Origin of the sequence: Rhodococcus sp. IEGM1339, from assembly GCF_050321925.1 — a bacterium.
Classification (GTDB): domain Bacteria; phylum Actinomycetota; class Actinomycetes; order Mycobacteriales; family Mycobacteriaceae; genus Rhodococcus; species Rhodococcus pyridinivorans.
Genome location: NZ_JBNQFT010000040.1, coordinates 1 through 17,234, shown reverse-complemented (window position 1 = coordinate 17,234; position 17,234 = coordinate 1). Strand labels below are relative to the sequence as shown.

The 17,234-nt window shown below is 68.4% G+C and carries 15 protein-coding genes; 9 read left to right on the top strand and 6 right to left on the bottom strand.

Going from position 1 to position 17,234, the window contains the following annotated elements; genetic code table 11:
* The first annotated feature begins 161 nt into the window (after nt 1–161).
* Complete coding sequence (locus ACQR3U_RS22785) at nt 162–923, top strand: hypothetical protein (protein WP_317752551.1); 762 nt, start codon at nt 162–164, stop codon at nt 921–923.
* A 129-nt stretch (nt 924–1,052) separates the two neighbouring features.
* On the opposite strand, the gene ychF is transcribed toward ACQR3U_RS22785, so the two are convergent.
* Complete coding sequence (gene ychF, locus ACQR3U_RS22780) at nt 1,053–2,132, bottom strand: redox-regulated ATPase YchF (RefSeq protein WP_230811524.1); 1,080 nt, start codon at nt 2,130–2,132, stop codon at nt 1,053–1,055.
* Nucleotides 2,133–2,168: 36 nt separating this feature from the next.
* Entirely contained in the window at nt 2,169–2,606 is a 438-nt protein-coding gene (locus tag ACQR3U_RS22775; protein WP_006550691.1) for a hypothetical protein, read from the bottom strand.
* 172 nt (nt 2,607–2,778) lie between these two features.
* Here ACQR3U_RS22775 and ACQR3U_RS22770 point away from each other — a divergent pair, with 172 nt between their 5' ends.
* Complete coding sequence (locus ACQR3U_RS22770) at nt 2,779–3,996, top strand: AI-2E family transporter (protein ID WP_064060531.1); 1,218 nt, start codon at nt 2,779–2,781, stop codon at nt 3,994–3,996.
* A gap of 7 nt (nt 3,997–4,003) precedes the next feature.
* Here the strand turns inward: ACQR3U_RS22770 and ACQR3U_RS22765 are convergent, their stop codons facing one another.
* Complete coding sequence (locus tag ACQR3U_RS22765; protein WP_230811525.1) at nt 4,004–6,982, bottom strand: AAA family ATPase; 2,979 nt, start codon at nt 6,980–6,982, stop codon at nt 4,004–4,006.
* Nucleotides 6,979–8,157 carry an exonuclease SbcCD subunit D gene (locus tag ACQR3U_RS22760; RefSeq protein WP_006553912.1) on the bottom strand — a complete coding sequence of 393 codons (1,179 nt, stop codon included), beginning with the start codon at nt 8,155–8,157 and terminating at the stop codon, nt 6,979–6,981. Before ACQR3U_RS22760 ends, ACQR3U_RS22765 begins: the two co-directional genes overlap by 4 nt.
* Nucleotides 8,158–8,234: 77 nt before the next feature.
* Between ACQR3U_RS22760 and ACQR3U_RS22755 the strand changes: the two genes are divergently transcribed.
* Nucleotides 8,235–9,398, top strand: coding sequence for a DNA recombination protein RmuC (locus ACQR3U_RS22755; RefSeq protein WP_006553911.1), 1,164 nt, complete (start codon nt 8,235–8,237; stop codon nt 9,396–9,398).
* 24 nt (nt 9,399–9,422) lie between these two features.
* On the top strand, nt 9,423–10,322 hold the full coding sequence (locus ACQR3U_RS22750; RefSeq protein ID WP_230811526.1) for a DUF6542 domain-containing protein: 900 nt from the start codon (nt 9,423–9,425) through the stop codon (nt 10,320–10,322).
* A 78-nt stretch (nt 10,323–10,400) separates the two neighbouring features.
* Here the strand turns inward: ACQR3U_RS22750 and ACQR3U_RS22745 are convergent, their stop codons facing one another.
* Nucleotides 10,401–11,399 carry a 4-hydroxy-3-methylbut-2-enyl diphosphate reductase gene (locus ACQR3U_RS22745; RefSeq protein WP_006553909.1) on the bottom strand — a complete coding sequence of 333 codons (999 nt, stop codon included), beginning with the start codon at nt 11,397–11,399 and terminating at the stop codon, nt 10,401–10,403.
* Between the two features lie 99 nt (nt 11,400–11,498).
* Here ACQR3U_RS22745 and ACQR3U_RS22740 point away from each other — a divergent pair, with 99 nt between their 5' ends.
* From ACQR3U_RS22740 to ACQR3U_RS22730, 3 genes are read left to right on the top strand one after another with little or no spacing between them, the layout of a single operon-like run.
* Nucleotides 11,499–12,203, top strand: a complete 705-nt coding sequence (locus tag ACQR3U_RS22740) for a lipid droplet-associated protein (RefSeq protein ID WP_006553908.1) — start codon at nt 11,499–11,501, stop codon at nt 12,201–12,203.
* A complete protein-coding gene (gene xseA, locus ACQR3U_RS22735; RefSeq protein WP_230811527.1) occupies nt 12,200–13,465 on the top strand; it encodes an exodeoxyribonuclease VII large subunit in 1,266 nt (421 codons plus the stop codon). Before ACQR3U_RS22740 ends, xseA begins: the two co-directional genes overlap by 4 nt.
* Entirely contained in the window at nt 13,462–13,725 is a 264-nt protein-coding gene (locus ACQR3U_RS22730; protein WP_006553906.1) for an exodeoxyribonuclease VII small subunit, read from the top strand. Before xseA ends, ACQR3U_RS22730 begins: the two co-directional genes overlap by 4 nt.
* A gap of 44 nt (nt 13,726–13,769) precedes the next feature.
* Here ACQR3U_RS22730 and ACQR3U_RS22725 read toward each other — a convergent pair whose 3' ends face one another.
* Nucleotides 13,770–14,339: a DUF4245 domain-containing protein gene (locus ACQR3U_RS22725; RefSeq protein WP_024103281.1), complete on the bottom strand. Its 570-nt coding sequence runs from the start codon at nt 14,337–14,339 to the stop codon at nt 13,770–13,772.
* Nucleotides 14,340–14,522: 183 nt separating this feature from the next.
* Here ACQR3U_RS22725 and glpX point away from each other — a divergent pair, with 183 nt between their 5' ends.
* Nucleotides 14,523–15,557 carry a class II fructose-bisphosphatase gene (glpX, locus tag ACQR3U_RS22720; protein WP_006553904.1) on the top strand — a complete coding sequence of 345 codons (1,035 nt, stop codon included), beginning with the start codon at nt 14,523–14,525 and terminating at the stop codon, nt 15,555–15,557.
* Nucleotides 15,558–15,676: 119 nt separating this feature from the next.
* Nucleotides 15,677–17,092 carry a class II fumarate hydratase gene (locus ACQR3U_RS22715; protein ID WP_230811528.1) on the top strand — a complete coding sequence of 472 codons (1,416 nt, stop codon included), beginning with the start codon at nt 15,677–15,679 and terminating at the stop codon, nt 17,090–17,092.
* Nucleotides 17,093–17,234: the final 142 nt, after the last annotated feature.

Below are 17,234 nucleotides of genomic sequence, written 5' to 3'. Positions count from 1 at the left end.
GGACTCGGCCAAGTTCGGCTGACTTTGTGCAAGTGGCGTGAGATTATCCGGCAGTGCAAATCCTTAGAGGCGTAGGCGAATGGTTCGCGGGCGTATGGCACGGCGCATGGGGGCTCACATCTGAAAATTGGGCTGCTATAGGCACTTGGGCAACTGTTGTGGTGGCGATAGTCGCCGCCGCTTTCGCCCTTGGACAGGTCTCGGAAGCACGCAAGACCCGCGATGAGCAGGCTCAACCCAACGTCGTCGTTTTCGCTCAGACAAACGAAACCCACTGGCAGGTGTTAGAACTAGTTGTTCGCAACTACGGCAGCACACCGGCATACGACGTGGAGATGTCCTTCGAGCCGGACCTTGCCGTTACTCCTTATACCGACCAGTCGACCGGTCAACGCGTGGAACTCCTTAAATTCCCGAGGACCATTCCATTCCTGGCGCCAGGACAAGAGTGGCGAACGGTGTGGGACTCAGCTTGGCGTCGAGCCGAGCATAAACGCGCGACTGGAGAGGTGGTGCAGTCCCAGTCCGAGGCATCGGTGACCTTTCGAGACAGCAGGGGCCGCAAGTTCGCGACCCGCTCAATTCTCGACTGGGACGCGATGGACCACGCGACACGAATCACAGTTAAGTCGATTCATCATGTGGCCACGAATCTGGACAAGCAACTAAAAGAACTCAATCGCTCCGCGAAGAAGCTCTCGCGGACAATAGACGGCTTTCGAAGTGAACGAGAAGGCCTATGGGTGTACGCCGGGAATCCCGCTGAGCAACGCGAGTACCGGGCGAAGGAACGGGAAGGGACTGACGCACTCATGGAGTGGCTGGACGCTCTCTCTACAACCAGAGACCAAGCATCTGGCGCCAACGCCCCCTTCAGCGACGCGGCAGGGCACAACACGCCGTCTACATCGCCCGACGACTAACCCCTTCTTAGCCCCGTTTCGGGGCTAACGTAACCCGACCACGAAGTGCCTACAAAGCAACGCAAAACGTGCTCTCACCAGCACGTCTGCCGAGAGCTCACGCCGCCCACCTGGGGCGACGTAGCCCCTCTAGACGTTGAAGCGGAACTCCACCACGTCGCCGTCGGCCATGACGTAGTCCTTGCCCTCCATGCGGACCTTGCCCTTGGCCTTCGCCTCGGCCATCGAACCGGCCGCGTCGAGGTCGGCGAACGAGACGATCTCGGCCTTGATGAAGCCGCGCTCGAAGTCGGTGTGGATCACGCCGGCCGCCTTGGGGGCGGTGTCACCCTTGCGGATGGTCCAGGCACGCGATTCCTTCGGACCCGCCGTCAGGTAGGTCTGCAGGCCGAGCGTGTGGAAACCGGCGCGCGCGAGCTGCTTCAGACCGGCCTCGGTCTGGCCGATGGATTCGAGCAGCTCCATCGCCTCGTCCTCGTCGAGCTCGAGGAGCTCGGACTCGACCTTGGCGTCGAGGAAGACCGCGTCGGCCGGGGCGACCGCCTGACGCAACTCTTCCTTGCGCTCCTCGTTGGTGAGGACGGCTTCGTCGGCGTTGAAGACGTACAGGAACGGCTTGGCGGTGAGCAGGTGCAGCTCGCGCAGCAGCTCGCCCTTCACCTCGGCTTGGGCGGAGAAGATGGTGCGGCCGTCCTCGAGGATCGCCTGCGCCTTCTTCGTCTCCTCCAGCTGGGCGACGAGTTCCTTGTTCTTCCGGGACTCCTTCTCGAGCCGCGGCAGCGCCCGCTCGATCGTCTCCAGGTCGGCGAGGATCAGCTCGGTCGCGATGACCTCGATGTCGGCCATCGGGTCGACCTTGCCCTCGACGTGGACCACGTCGGGATCGTCGAACACGCGCACGACCTGACAGATGGCGTCCGCCTCACGGATGTTGGCGAGGAACTTGTTGCCCATGCCCTCACCGGCGGAGGCCCCCTTGACGATGCCGGCGATGTCGACGAACGACACCGTGGCCGGGAGGATGCGCTCGGAACCGAAGATCTCGGCGAGCCGGTTCAGTCGCGGATCGGGCAGTTCGACGACGCCGACATTGGGCTCGATGGTGGCGAACGGATAGTTCGCTGCCAGCACATCGTTCTTGGTCAGCGCATTGAACAGCGTCGACTTGCCGACGTTGGGAAGACCGACGATTCCGAGGGTAAGGCTCACGGAATCGGTATTCTACGCGGCCGTCCGCCGCTCATTTCACCCGCACGCCACCCGCACCAGTTGCGCGATGCGCGCTGCCTGGTCCTCGTCGGGCACGGTCGATCCGTTGGCCGCGACTTCCTGAACCTTCGCGTTCACTTCCTGGTCGGACGCACCCTCGTCGATGAGAGGGCAGGTCTCGGTGACGATGGACTCGATGTCCTGCGTCTCCCGGTCGGCCGACAGCTGCGGGTAACCGGTGCGGAAGGCCGCGACGAAGACATCGAGCTTCGCCTTGTCGAAAATGTCGCCGGCCCGCTCGGCCGCGCTGGACGCGACGCTCTGCACCGACGAGATGGCGCCCTCTGCCTGCTCCTGAACGCTCGTGACCGCGACATCCGCCGAGGAGCGCACGTCCTCGTCGCTGGGAGTGTCGTCGGAGCTGCACGCGGTGAGCGCGAAGGCGGCGGCGATCGCCACAGTCGCAGCGGACACACGCAGGAGTCGGGTCGTGCTCGTTCGGTTCGTCACGTTTCGAGAATGCCACGGCAGGGGACCCTTCAGCGCCGTTTCCGGCGTGTCGTCCGGACCACGCGCGGCGCTCGGTGACCGTAGATTGGCGACTGTCGATCGGTATCGAGCTCGATACATGTCGGAAGGACCGTCGTTGACCGAATCGAAGACCGCGCCCAGCGCAAACAGCAGTGGGAAGCCGTCGGCTGAACCCGACCGCGGGAGCCTGCTGGGCACGGGCGGAATCTGGCTCGCCAAGTGGTCGGCCTGCCTGGTCGTCATCGCCGCTGGTGCGGTGGTGATCGGCTGGATCATCGAGAAGATGTGGGTGATCGTGCTGCCGGTCGCCCTCGCGATCGTCGTCTCCACGATCCTGTGGCCGCCCACCCGCTTCATGACCAAACGCGGCGTTCCTCCGGCTGCTGCGGCCGGCCTGACCCTCGTGATGTTCTTCGCGATCGTCGGCGGCATCATCGCCGGCATCGTCCCGTCGGTGGTCTCCCAGATGCCCGACCTGGCCAACAAGGCCACCGAAGGCATCAACACCGTGCAGGAATGGGTGAAGGGACCCCCGATCAACCTGCGCGACGAACAACTCGACAACGCCGTCCACGCGGTGGTCGAGCGGGTGCAGGGCAGTGCCGCCACCATCGCGGGTGGTGTCTTCTCCGGTGTGAGCACGGCGGGCTCGCTGCTCGTCACGCTCGCTCTCGTCCTCGTGCTGACCTTCTTCTTCATCAAGGACGGCCCGCGCTTCGTGCCGTGGCTACACCGTGTGAGCGGCGGCCGCGCCGGACGTCACCTCGAAGCGGTACTCGGCCGCATGTGGGACACGCTGGGCGGGTTCATCCGCACGCAGGCCCTGGTGAGCTTCATCGACGCCCTCTTCATCGGTATCGGCCTGCTGATCCTCGGAGTCCCGCTCGCACCCGTCCTGGCGATCCTGACCTTCATCGGCGGATTCATTCCCATCGTCGGTGCGTTCGTCGCCGGTGCGCTGGCAGTGCTGGTCGCACTCGTCGCCAACGGTTTCACAACCGCGATCATCGTGCTGGTCCTCATCATCGCCGTGCAGCAGATCGAGGGGAACGTGCTGCAGCCGGTGCTGCAGTCGCGGTCGATGAACCTGCACGCAGCCGTGGTGCTGCTCGCGGTGACGGCCGGATCGTCGCTGTTCGGGATCATCGGTGCGTTCCTGGCGGTGCCGGTCGCGGCGGTGGCCGCGGTGGTCATCCGCTACATCGGCGAACAGATCGACGAACGCGCCAGTGATGGCGACGACGACGAGACGAAGGCACTCCCAGCTCCGGGCGACACCTCCGTGCCCGATCCGAAGCCGGCCTCTCCGGCACCGGCCGCCTCCGAGGACTGAGGGGCGGTCAGCTCGCGACGCGGACGGTGGATCCCGAGCGGCCACGGATGACGTGCAGCCTGCTCGGGATCCGCTGCCGCATCTCGTCGACGTGACTGACCACGCCCACCACACGGCCTCCCGCGCGCAGTTCGTCGAGCACCCCCATGACCGCTTCGAGGGCGTCGGCGTCGAGTGAACCGAACCCTTCGTCGATGAACATCGTGTCGAGCACGAGCCCGCCGGCCTCGGCGGCGACGACGTCGGCGAGGCCGAGGGCAAGGGCGAGGGACGCCTGGAAGGACTCGCCGCCCGACAGTGTCTTCGTCGATCGCACGGCGCCGGTGTACTCGTCGTGGATGTCGAGACCGAGACCGCCGCGACGCCCCCTGCTTTCGGCCGCGTCGGAGTGCACGAACTCGTAGCGACCGCCGGACATCCTGCGCAGGCGTTCGGAGGCGGCGTCGGCGACCTCCTCGAGTCGCGCCGCGAGCACGTACGAGCGCAACGACATCTTCTTGGCGTTCGACCCCATTCCAGCGACGACGTCGGCGAGCGCGGAGAGTTCGGCGTGTTCGTCGAGCAGCGGGACGAGTTCGGCGCAGGCACGCTCGAGTCGCCGGGAGTAGTTCTCGATGTCGAGGTGCCGGCGCTCGGCCTCGGTGGCCGCGCTCAGGGCGGCCTCGACCACCGCGGCACCGTCGTCCACCGCTGCGCGCGCGGCCGTCACGTCAGCGACCTCGTCGCCGGTGAGGGCCGCGATCGCCGGGTCGTTCAGCGTGGAGGTAGCCACCGCGCGTTCGTCGTCGGCGGCGCGCAGGACGCGGTCGATCTCGGCGAGCCGCTCGGGTGTCCGGACAGCTGCGCGGGCGCTGTCGAGGTCGGTGAAGCCCGCCTCCGCGGCTGCGGTGCGGGCGTCGGCGGCGCGTTCGTCGGCGGCCGTGCGCGCCTGCAGGGCGGCGGTGCGGGCGTCGAGCAGCGCGGTGGCGGCGGCGGACAGTGCCGCGACCGTCCTCCGTCGCGGGGCGAGCAGGTCGCGGTCGCCGACGGCCTCGACGATGCGCTCGCGGATCTCCGTGATCTCGGCCGCGCGGACCGCGTCCTCGCGGGCGAGTTCGGACAGTTCGGCGTCGAGCCGCTTCTCCTGTTCGGCCAGCACCGTGTCGAGTTTGCGCAGGTCCTCGACCGTCGCGCGCAGATGGTCGAGCCGACCGGCGACGGTGGCGGCCTCGTTGTGGACGCGGACCGCCTCGGCGTGGGCGGTGGTGAGTTCGGCGAGTTCGGCGTCGCCGCAACGCTGCCGGAGGACGGCGACGATCCCGGAGAGTTCGGTGACGGCCTCGCGTGCTTCGCTCAGCGCGGTGGCGGCGCGTTGCTCGGCGGCGTGGGCGCGTTCCTCGTCGGCCTTCGTCGCAGTGTCGGGAGCCGGGCGGGCAGGCTCGGGATGTTCGGTGGAACCGCAGACCACGCACGGTTCGCCGTCGGTGAGACGCGCGGCGAGTTCGGCTGCCATTCCGTCGATCCGGCGCTGCCGGACGTCGAGGTGCGCGTCGCGTGCGTGGTTGTGTTCGGAGTGCAGTTGCAGTACCCGGGCTTCGAGCCGTTCGAGTTCGTTTCGGCGCGAAGCGAGTTCGGTGGCGGCGTCGAGCGCGTCGGCGGCACGGTCGCGTGCGGTGGACAGGCCGAGGAGCATCGCGGCTGCGCGTTCGGCCTCGGCGACCGCATCAGCAGCGGCGGTCGATCGTTCGGGCAGCGCGGCGCGCTCGTCGATCACCTGCCGACGCTCGTCGGTGAGGGCACGGCGACGTCCGGCGAACTTCTCGCGTTCGTTCTCGAGCTCGGTGAGACGACGACGGCGATCGAGTAGGACGTCGAGTCGCGCTGCCTCCGAGGACCATTCCTCGCATCGAGGTCGGATGATGTCGCGGTCGGCGGCGGACGACATCGGCCCGACAGCCTGGAGGAGATCGCGTCCTTCGTCGTCGTTGCGGAGCGGCGCGGCGGCCGTCTCGGCGCGCGCCACGGCGGCATCGGCCTCGCGCGCGAGGCGGGCGGCCTCCCGATCGACGACCGCGACGCTCACCGCGCGATGCGCGGCGTCGCGTTCGGCTGTCACGGCGACGCGCTGCGTCTGCGTCTGCTCGAGTTCGGCAAGGATGTTCAGGGCGTCGCGGCGGCGGCGGAGTCGGTCGGCGAGAGCGACGGTCTCGTCGAGCCTGCGCCGGTTGACCTCGTCGACGGCGCGGACTCGTGCAAGCGCTGCGGCGGCGTCGTCGCGACTCTCGGCGGCCTCGGCGAGCAGGCGGCCCGCCCATTCCACCGGATCGGCGTCGGCTCCCGCCTCGATCCCGGCCGACGCGGCCACCTTCGCCGCGAGCACTTCGACCTTCTTCTGTTGCTCGGCAAGCAGTTTCGTTCCGGCACCGCGCCGATCGCGGAACCACTGCTCGACGTCGCCGAAACGGGTGGTGTCGAACAGACGCTCGAGCAGCCTGCCGCGCTCCTCGCTGTTCGCACGCAGGAACCGGGCGAAGTCGCCCTGCGGAAGGAGCACCACCTGGAAGAACTGTTCGGCGCTCATCCCGAGCAACGACTTGACGACGTCGCCGATCTCCTGGGCGCGGGACAGGTTCTCCCCCGACCCGTCGAGCCAGGTGAGATTCGCCTTGGCCTGCTGCTTGATCGTGCCGGTGCCGCGCTTCTTCGGGCGTTCGAACTCGGGGCTGCGTTCGATGGCCAGACGGCGACCCGCGATGGTCGCCTCGAGCCGGACCGTCGGCACAGCACCCACCCGTGCGTGGTCGGACAGCAACCGGCGCCCCTCGGAGCGAGCACCGGGGACGGTGCCGTAGAGCGCGAACGCGACCGCGTCGAGGATCGACGTCTTGCCCGCGCCCGTCTGCCCGTGCAGTAGGAACAACCCATCGGCGCCGAGCTCGTCGAAGTCGATCTCGACGGTGTCGGCGAACGGACCGAAGGCCGTGATCTCGAGGTGGTGCAGTCTCATGCCGGCACGTCCGTCCGCCACTGCGTGTCGGTCTCGTCGCCGATGCCACGACGACGGTCGACCTCCCTCAACGCTTCGTCGATCCAGCCGCGCTCGCGTTCGGACGGCTCGGAACGCACATCGGTGAGGAACGACGCGGCGATGTCGCGATCACTGCGCCCGCGCACCTTGTCGCGGTAGCTGCCCTCCGTGGACCCGGCCGGTCGCTGCCATTCGACGTGCACGGCGTACGGGAACCGCTCCTGCAGGCGACGCATGGCGTCGAGCGGGCGGATCGCGTCGGTCAGCACCGCGGAGACGTAGTGCTCCTCGACGGCGGCATGCGCCGGATCGGCGAGCAGATCGTCCAGTTCGCCTTCGAGACGAGTCAATTCGCGGATCACCGGGAGATCGACCCGCTCGACGGACGCCGCACCCGAGGCGTCGAGGTCGACGACGAAGACCGCCTTGCGGTGCGAGCGCTCGCCGAAGGAGTACGGCAACGGCGATCCCGAGTACCGGACCGTCTCGCTCACCGTCTGCGGGGAATGCAGGTGACCGAGCGCGACGTAGTCGACACCGTCGAACGACGACGCGGCGACCGTCTCGACCCCGCCGACGGAGATGGACCGCTCGGAGTCGCTGGGCTCGCCACCGACGACGAAGGCGTGCGCCAGGACGACCGTGCGGCCGTGCCGATCCGCGACATCGGCGCGCACGCGTTCCATCGCCGCGTCGAGGATCTGCTGGTGCGAACGGGCCTCGGGCACGCCGAGCTCGGCGCGGGTGATCTCGGGTTCGAGATACGGGATGCCGTAGAAGCGGACCGGGCCGTGCTCGTCGTGCAGGACGACAGGGCTGTCGATCTGAGATACGCGGGTGATCAGGTGCAGACCCCCGTGCGCGGCGAAGGCAGCGCCGGCACCGAGCCGGACCGGCGAGTCGTGGTTGCCGGAGGTGGCGACGATGATCGCCCCTGCCTCACGGATGGCCTCGAGGCCGGCGTTGCACACGGCGACCGCGTCGGAACTCGGGATCGACCGGTCGTACACGTCGCCCGGCACGACCACCACGTCGATCCGGCGTTCGGCCACCAGATCGGCGATGGCCCGCAGCGCACGCGCCTGGTCGGCGAGCAGGTCGACACCGTGGAAGGTGCGGCCGATGTGCCAGTCGGAGGTGTGCAGGATCCGCATGGGACAGACGGTAGAGGAGAGGACCGACATCCCCGGATGTCGGGTGGATGTCGCATCGATGAGGCATCATCCGCCACATGACAGCACTCACGGCACTCGGCCTGCTCGTCGCGCTCGGTCTCGGGGTGGTGCTCGGCTGGCTGTTGCGGGCCACCCGCGACGGCGAACGCGCAGCCCGTGCCGAGGCGCAGCTGGCAGCCCTGCGGGACAACGAGGAGCAGCTGCGTCAGTCGCTGGCAGCGGTGAGCGAGGATGCCGCGCGCCGGCAGTCCGGTGCCATCGGCGACCAGGTCTCGCGGCTCGTCGGCCCGTTGAACGAGGCCGTCGGAGCGCTGGCCCGGCAGGTCGAACACGTCGAACGCAACCGCGTGCACGCCTACGCCGGGCTGAGCGAGCAGGTCGAGGGCATGCACCGCGCGTCGCAGCTGCTGTCCACGCGGACCCAGCAGCTGGTCACCGCGCTGCGCGCGCCGCAGATCCGCGGACGATGGGGCGAGATCCAGCTCGAACGCGTCGTCGAGCTCGCCGGGATGGTCCGGCACTGCGACTTCGACACCCAGGTGAGCAAGGACGGGGTGCGCCCCGACCTGCTCGTCTACCTCGCCGGTGGCAAACAGATCGTCGTCGACGCGAAGGTGCCCTTCGCCGCCTATCTGGATGCCGCCGAGGCCGAGGAGCCCGACGAGCGCGACCGGCACCTCACGCGCCACGCACGCCAACTGCGCACCCACATCGACCAACTGGCGGCGAAGGCCTACTGGGAGTCGTTCGACCCGACGCCCGAGTTCGTCGTGTTGTTCGTCCCCGGCGATCCGTTCCTCGATGCCGCGCTCGGCGCCGATCCCGATCTGCTCGAGCACGCTTTCGCCCGGAACGTCATCCTCGCCACACCGACCACGCTCGTCGCGTTGCTGCGCACGATCGCACACACCTGGCGGCAGGAGGCGCTCTCCCGCGACGCCGCGACCATCCACCGATTGGGCCGTGAACTGTACCAACGGCTCGGTGTGGTCGGTTCCCACCTCGATCGGCTCGGCAACCAGCTCGGCAAGGCCGTCGATTCGTTCAACATGACGGTCTCGTCGATGGACACCCGGGTGGGCGTGACGGCCCGCAAACTCCACGACCTGGAAATATTCGACGGTGAGGTGCCCGAGGTGCAGCGTGTCGACGCTTGGCCGCGACGCAGCACTCTGGCAGAAAGAGCAGTGGCGGACGGTCCTGTCGACGAAGCGAGCTGACATCGCCACGCTAATGTCTACGTTGTGTCTGCAACCCAACGTGCACGTTCGGCGGTGCCGCTCGACATGCGGTCGTTGGTGCCTACGGTGCCCGGTGTGCCCTGGTGGGGTGCCGTGGCGATCGCAGCCGGAACGACGCTTCTCGGGGCGCTGCTCGACAGCGCACGCGGGAACGAGCTGACCTCTGCGTTCACTGTCTTCTACGTGCTCGGCTGCGTCGCGGCCGTGGTGGCGGTGCGCTATCGCGGACTGTTCACGGCCATGGCCCAGCCGCCTCTGCTGCTGCTCCTCGCGGTGCCGATCGGCCAGGAGATCGTCTCCTCCGCCAGCACCGGCGGATTGAAGGATCTCGCGCTCAACGTCGCCTATCCGCTGGTGAACCGCTTCCCGGCGATGCTGGTGGCGACACTCCTGGCACTGGCCATCGGCGGTTTCCGGATCTTCGTGACCCGACAGAACACGGGAGTACGTGCCCGTGCGCCGCGAGAGCGGGCGAAGCCGCGGGCAGCGAAGACCGGAACCGCGAAGGACCGCCCCGCTCGCGCCGCGGGCGACCGGCCGACACGCGCTGCGAACGCCCGGCCGACCAGGCGTGCGGGCCGGGGGCGACCGGCGACGGCCACCCCTGCGGATGCACGTCGCACCGCTTCGGGCCGCGGGACGCCGGCCGCGAAGGCGTCGGTCCGGGAGGTCGCCGACACCCGATCCCGTCGCCGCGTCCGTCCCGAATCCCCGACCGCCGAGCAGCCCGCTCCCCGGCGTACCCGCGCTCCCCGACCTGCGGACCCGGTGCAGCCGGAGGTCCGCGAGCCGCGGCGCCGTCCCGCACCCGAGCCGGACACCGGTCGACCGGCGCCCTCCCCCGCACCCACGCAGGGCTACGAGCCGCCGCGCGTGCGGTACCGCGACCGCTACGAGGACTGACCCACACGACGAAGACGACCGGTCACGTGCCGATTCACGGCGGTGACCGGTCGTCTTCGCTCTACGGAACTACCCGGTTCAGCGACGCGACGCGCGCAGTTCGCGCGGGAGAGCGAACACCAGGGTCTCGTTGGCGGTCGTCACCGACTGCACGTCGTGGAAACCGCGCTCGTCGAGGAACTGGACGACGCCCTGAACGAGGATCTCGGGGACCGACGCGCCGGAGGTGATGCCGACGGTCTCGACACCCTCGAGCCAGGCCGGATCGATCTCCTTGGCGTAGTCGACCAGGTGCGCTGCCCGGGCACCCGCACCGAGGGCGACCTCGACGAGCCGCACGGAGTTCGACGAGTTCCGCGACCCCACGACGATCACCAGATCGCACTCGGGCGCCATCGCCTTCACCGCGACCTGGCGGTTCTGCGTGGCGTAGCAGATGTCGTCGCTCGGCGGATCCTGCAGCTGCGGGAACTTCTGGCGCAGACGCTGCACGGTCTGCATCGTCTCGTCGACGCTCAGGGTGGTCTGGGACAGCCAGATGACCTTCGACGGATCGCGCACGGTCACCGAATCGACGGCGTCGGGACCGTCGACGAGCTGCACATGGTCGGGGGCCTCACCTGCGGTGCCCTCGACCTCCTCGTGGCCCTCGTGACCGATGAGCAGGATGTCGAAGTCGTCGCGGGCGAAGCGCTTGGCCTCCTGGTGGACCTTCGTCACCAGCGGGCAGGTCGCGTCGATGGTGCGCAGCTGCCGGGCAGCGGCCGATTCGTGGACCGCGGGCGACACACCGTGCGCCGAGAACACGAGCACGGCACCCTCGGGCACCTCGTCGGTCTCGTCGACGAACACCACGCCGCGGTCGGCGAGCGTGTCGACGACGTGGCGGTTGTGCACGATCTCCTTGCGGACGTAGATCGGCGCACCGTACTTGTCGAGCGCCTTCTCGACGGTCTCGACGGCACGGTCGACGCCGGCGCAGTAGCCGCGCGGCTCGGCGAGCAGGACGCGCTTTCCGGAGGTGGAGAGACCGGCGGACCGTGTGATCCCGACTTCGAGAGGAACAGGCGCAGACATACCTCCAGAGTACGGGGCGCGTCGGAGTGTGGCTTTCCAGCTCGCAGCCGACGTGCTCCCCGGCTACCAATCACGCCGATCATCGGGCAGTCTTGGGGCATGATCCGTCCACCGTTCCTGGCACGGGTGGCTGCCGGCGTTGCTGTCACCGCGTACGAAGAGACCCTCAAGCTGCCGAGCACAGCCGTTTCGTTGCCGATGACGACGGTGAGCCAGATCCTGCAGACGACGATGCGAGTGCAGCAGGTCATGACCTCGTTCGCCATCAAGGGCGACCAGTTCTTCGAGATCTTCGGAGCGGAGCCCGCCGAGACCGCACAGTGGGCGACCTTCGACGACGACGGCTCGACCCCTTCGGACGAGACCGCGACCTCGACGAACAGCGCCGCGAACGGCGCTCCCGGCCGGTTCGCCCTGTACTCGATCCCGCCGGCCACCGAAGCCGACGCACCCGTGGCCGAGCAGGCCGCACCGGTAAAGGCCGGCACCGCGACGACGAAGGGGCCCGCGAAGAAGACGGCAGCCGAGAAGTCTGCTCCGAAGAAGGCCGCCGCGAAGTCCGCAGACGCCGAGGTCACGAAGATCGGCGAGACCACGGACACGAAGGTCGCCTCCGACGATCGTTCCGAGATCGTCGAATACCTCGACTACGACTCGCTGACCCTCGCCCAACTGCGTGCCCGCCTGCGCGCACTGTCGGTGGACGAGCTCACAGCGGTGCTCGAATACGAGAATGCTCACGCCGCGCGTACTCCGTTCGTGACGATGCTGTCGAACCGGATCACGAGCGCGCGTAACAAGTGACGGCCGGACAGAACGCGGCACGCCCGAACTCCGCGGAGCAGCCCTGGCCCGTCCGCACCGTGGCGCAGAAGGTCGCCGGGTGGATCGACAAGCTCGGCACCATCTGGGTCGAAGGGCAGATCACGCAGCTCAACGCCCGCCCCGGGACGCGGACGGCGTTTTTGACCCTGCGCGACCCGTCGGTGGACATGTCCCTGCAGGTGACCTGTTCACCCCAGTTGTTGCAGCAATCGGGGGTGCCGCTCACCGAGGGCAGCCGCGTGATCATGTTCGGGAAGATGACCTTCTGGCCCGGCCGCGGCAGTCTGGCGCTGCGAGTCACGGAGATCCGGGCCGTCGGTATCGGTGAACTGCTCGCGCGGCTCGAACGACTGCGTGCGTTGCTCGCGGCCGAGGGACTGTTCGACCCGCGGTTGAAGCGCCCCCTCCCCTTCCTGCCGCGCCGCGTCGGTCTGGTCACCAGCCGCGGCAGCGCGGCCGAACGCGACGTGCTGTCGGTCGCGCAGCGTCGCTGGCCGGCCGTGCAGTTCGACGTCCGCCACGCGACGGTGCAGGGCCCGACCGCGGTCACGCAACTCATCGACGCCATCGAAGCACTCGACAAGGACCCGGACGTCGACGTGATCGTCCTCGCCCGCGGCGGCGGCAGCGTCGAGGATCTGCTGCCCTTCTCCGACGAGGCGCTGTGCCGCGCGATCGCCGCGTGTACGACGCCCGTGGTCAGCGCGATCGGCCACGAGCCCGACAGTCCGCTCTGTGATCACGTCGCCGACCTGCGGGCCGCGACCCCGACCGACGCCGCGAAGCGCGTCGTACCCGATGCGGTTGCCGAACTCGATCTCGTCGACGAACTGAGAGCACGGTCGGCGGCGGCGCTGCGCAACTGGGTCCGGCGCGAGGAACACGTGATCGCACAGTTGCGCGACCGTCCCGTCCTGGCCGATCCATTCCGCGATCTCGACCGGCGGAACGAGGAGATCGAGCGGTTGCAGCACGCGGCACGACGCGACGTCACGCGATTGATCTCGTCGCAATCGTCGACGCTCGAACACCTGCGGGCACGGTTGGCGACCCTCGGGCCCGCGGCGACCCTGGCGCGTGGCTACGCCGTGGTCCAGCGGATCGTGCCGGGCAGCGCTCCCGAAGTGGTACGCACACTCGACGAGATGCCCATCGGCACCCAGCTGCGAGTGCGCGTGGCGGACGGCGCGGCCCGCGCCGCCGTCATGGGACACGAACGACAAGGAAGATCAGGACAGTGACGAACGCGGGAACCGACGACGCCAACGCCGATGTGCGGGAGTTCGGCTACGAGCGAGCTCGGGACGAACTCGTCAACGTCGTGAAGATGCTCGAGCAGGGCGGACTCGACCTCGACGACTCGTTGCAGCTGTGGGAGCGCGGCGAGGCACTCGCGCAGCGCTGCGAGGAACATCTCGCCGGCGCCCGCGAACGTGTCGAGCAGGCGCTCTCCCTCACGGACGACGAGGACGAAGACGACGAGTACGAGGACGAGGACTGACCTCGACCGAGCTCACGATCAGGGCTCGGTCGCTCCGACCCGGATCAGGGTTCGAGGGGCTCGGCCCTGCCCGCGGCGGTGGCCAGGGTCGTGAACTCGGCCTCGTCGCCGGAGCCACCGATCAGGATGCGCACGTCGCCGAAGTCCGACACCCAGAGCGCTTCGACGCCCTCGCCGCCGTAGACCACCCAGTCGTGGCCCTCGACGGACCTGGTGTCGGTGGCGGTGCGGGCACCTCCGGCGACGAATCGCACCAGTTCGTCCTCACCGGCATCCGATTGGGTGAAGCGCACGTAGCGACCTGCAGGAGTGATGAAACCGACGGTGCTCGAATCGCCGCCCTGGTTACCGGAAACGATGCTGCGGCTACCGGAGTTGGGCTGCCAGTCCTCGGGCACCTCGGGGTGGCGGATCGGGAATCCGAGTTCCGCCGCGTCGTACTTCAGGCCGGCATCGATGTCGAAGCTCGGCACGGGACCCGCCGTGGGTCCGCCGGGCTTGAACTCGCACTGGCTGGCGATCGCCGCGATGAAGAGGATCAGCACGAGCAGCGGGATCAGCGACCACGCCATATCTCGACCGTCTTGCAGGATGCGAGGTTTCTTGGATGCCACCCGTCCAGTCTGACAGCTACGAAACGGGCAGGCTCAGGCCGGGCGGGTCCGACAGCCCACACCATCGGCCGTGATGAGACAATAGCCACGCGACACACACGGATCGTGCGGGCGCCCTCGGCGTCCGCTCCCTCTGCCGGCGCAACCCGCGTCGACCGAAAAGTCTCCAGGAGGCAGTAGCCCATGACGGCCAGCACCCCACGCCGCGAAGCTCCGGACCGCAACCTCGCGCTCGAACTGGTCCGCGTCACCGAGGCCGCGGCGATGGCGGCCGGCCGGTGGGTCGGACGCGGCGACAAGGAAGGTGGCGACGGCGCCGCGGTCGACGCGATGCGGCACATGGTCAGCTCCGTGTCGATGCAGGGTGTCGTCGTGATCGGTGAGGGCGAGAAGGACGAAGCGCCCATGCTGTACAACGGCGAGGAGGTCGGCAACGGCGACGGTCCGCTGTGCGACGTCGCGGTCGACCCGATCGACGGCACGACCCTCATGTCGAAGGGCGCTCCCGGCGCGATCGCGGTGCTCGCCGTGGCCGAGCGGGGCGCGATGTTCGATCCGTCCGCCGTGTTCTACATGGAGAAGATCGCCGTCGGTCCTGAGGCCGCCGACGTCATCGACATCACCGCCCCGATCGCGGAGAACATCCGCCGTGTCGCGAAGGCGAAGAACATCGCGCACGCCGACCTGACCGTGACGATCCTCGACCGTCCGCGCCACGCGCAGATCATCAGGGAGGTGCGCGAGGCGGGTGCCCGCATCCGTTTGATCTCCGACGGCGACGTCGCCGGCGCGATTGCCGCTGCACGTCCGGGTTCGGGTGTCGACATGCTGCTCGGCATCGGCGGTACCCCCGAGGGCATCATCGCCGCGGCCGCGATGCGCTGCATGGGTGGTGCGCTGCAGGGTCGCCTGGCACCGAAGGACGACGCCGAGCGCCAGAAGGCGATCGACGCCGGACACGATCTCGACCGTGTCCTCACCACCACCGATCTCGTCACCGGCGAGAACATCTTCTTCTGCGCGACCGGCGTCACCGACGGTGAGCTGCTCCGCGGCGTCCGCTACTCCGCCGGGGGCGCGGAGACGCAGTCGATCGTGATGCGCAGCAAGTCGGGCACGGTCCGCATGATCGAGGCGTACCACCGCCTGCAGAAGCTCAGCGAGTTCTCGTCCATCGACTTCCACGGTGTCGCCGGCTCCCCGCCGCCCATGCCCTGATCATCACTGCCCTGATCATCACTGCCCTGATCGTCACCGATCCTTCCGAGGAGGGGCACTGCACCGAGTTCTGGTGCAGTGCCCCTCCTCGTTCGTTCCGGCGGCATAACGTGGAGGACATGACCGACACCGAACAGTCTTCTCAGCAGTTCCGTATCGAACGCGACACGATGGGCGAGGTCCAGGTTCCGGTCGACGCCTTGTGGCGCGCCCAGACGCAGCGCGCCGTGGAGAACTTCCCGATCTCGGGCCGTGGACTCGAACGCGCACAGATCCGCGCGCTGGGTCTGCTCAAGAGCGCCTGCGCCCGGGTGAACAAGGACCTGGGTCTGCTCGACCCCGACAAGGCCGACGCGATCGTCGCGGCCGCCGATGCCATCGCCGCGGGTGAGTACGACGACCAGTTCCCGATCGACGTCTTCCAGACCGGTTCGGGCACGAGCTCGAACATGAACACCAACGAGGTCATCGCGTCGCTCGCCGCGAAGGCCGGCGTCACGGTCCACCCCAACGACGACGTCAACATGTCGCAGTCGTCGAACGACACTTTCCCCACCGCGACGCATGTCGCCGCGACCGAGGCGACGGTGAAGGATCTGATCCCCGCCCTCGAGCACCTGCACGGTGCCCTCGCCGAGAAGGCGAAGGAGTGGCGCACGGTCGTCAAGTCGGGTCGTACGCACCTGATGGATGCGGTCCCGGTGACCCTGGGCCAGGAGTTCGGTGGTTACGCCCGCCAGATCGAGGCCGGGATCGAACGTCTCCGCGCGACCCTCCCCCGCCTCGGCGAACTGCCGATCGGCGGTACCGCGGTGGGCACGGGCCTCAACGCACCGGCGGATTTCGGGGCGCGTGTCGTGGCCGTGCTCGTCGAGACCACGGGGCTCGACGAGTTGCAGGGGGCCCGCAACAGTTTCGAGGCTCAGGCCGCGCGTGACGCTCTGGTCGAGGTGTCCGGGGCGCTGCGCACCGTCGCCGTGTCGCTGACGAAGATCGCCAACGACATCCGCTGGATGGGGTCCGGTCCGCTCACGGGTCTGGCCGAGATCCAGCTCCCCGATCTGCAGCCCGGTAGTTCGATCATGCCGGGCAAGGTCAATCCCGTTCTTCCCGAAGCGGTTACGCAGGTCGCCGCGCAGGTGGTGGGCAACGACACCACTGTGGCGTGGAGCGGCGCGGCCGGGGCGTTCGAACTCAACGTCTACATCCCGGTGATGGCCCGCAACGTCCTCGAGTCGATTCGTTTGCTCGCCAACGTCTCCCGACTGTTCGCCGATCGCTGCATCGCCGGGCTGGTCGCGAACGTCGAACATCTGCGCACACTGGCGGAGTCGTCGCCGTCGATCGTCACTCCCCTCAACTCCGCGATCGGATACGAGGAGGCGGCCGCCGTCGCCAAGGAGGCGCTGAAGGAGAAGAAGACGATCCGTCAGACCGTCGTGGACCGCGGCCTCGTCGGCGACCGCCTGAGCGAGGAGGAACTGGACCGCCGCCTCGACGTCCTGGCGATGACGCGGGTGGACGAGGAGTCCTGACCCGCAGGGTCCCGGCCGGCCCCCGCCTGCATCCGCTACGAATTTCGCCATCCGCTACGGCAAATTCGTTGGTTGCCAGGATGGTCGTGAGACACATTCAGGGACGGACGCGGGGAAACGGAAGCATCATGATCGACGTCGA

Excerpts from the sequence above, each read along its gene's own strand:
- ACQR3U_RS22760 (WP_006553912.1), bottom strand. The coding sequence starts at position 8,157 with ATGCGGATCCTGCACACCTCCGACTGGCACATCGGCCGCACCTTCCAC.
- ACQR3U_RS22745 (WP_006553909.1), bottom strand. The coding sequence starts at position 11,399 with ATGTCTGCGCCTGTTCCTCTCGAAGTCGGGATCACACGGTCCGCCGGT.
- glpX (WP_006553904.1), top strand. The coding sequence starts at position 14,523 with ATGACGGCCAGCACCCCACGCCGCGAAGCTCCGGACCGCAACCTCGCG.
- ACQR3U_RS22765 (WP_230811525.1), bottom strand. The coding sequence starts at position 6,982 with ATGAGACTGCACCACCTCGAGATCACGGCCTTCGGTCCGTTCGCCGAC.
- ACQR3U_RS22715 (WP_230811528.1), top strand. The coding sequence starts at position 15,677 with ATGACCGACACCGAACAGTCTTCTCAGCAGTTCCGTATCGAACGCGAC.
- ACQR3U_RS22740 (WP_006553908.1), top strand. The coding sequence starts at position 11,499 with ATGATCCGTCCACCGTTCCTGGCACGGGTGGCTGCCGGCGTTGCTGTC.
- ACQR3U_RS22755 (WP_006553911.1), top strand. The coding sequence starts at position 8,235 with ATGACAGCACTCACGGCACTCGGCCTGCTCGTCGCGCTCGGTCTCGGG.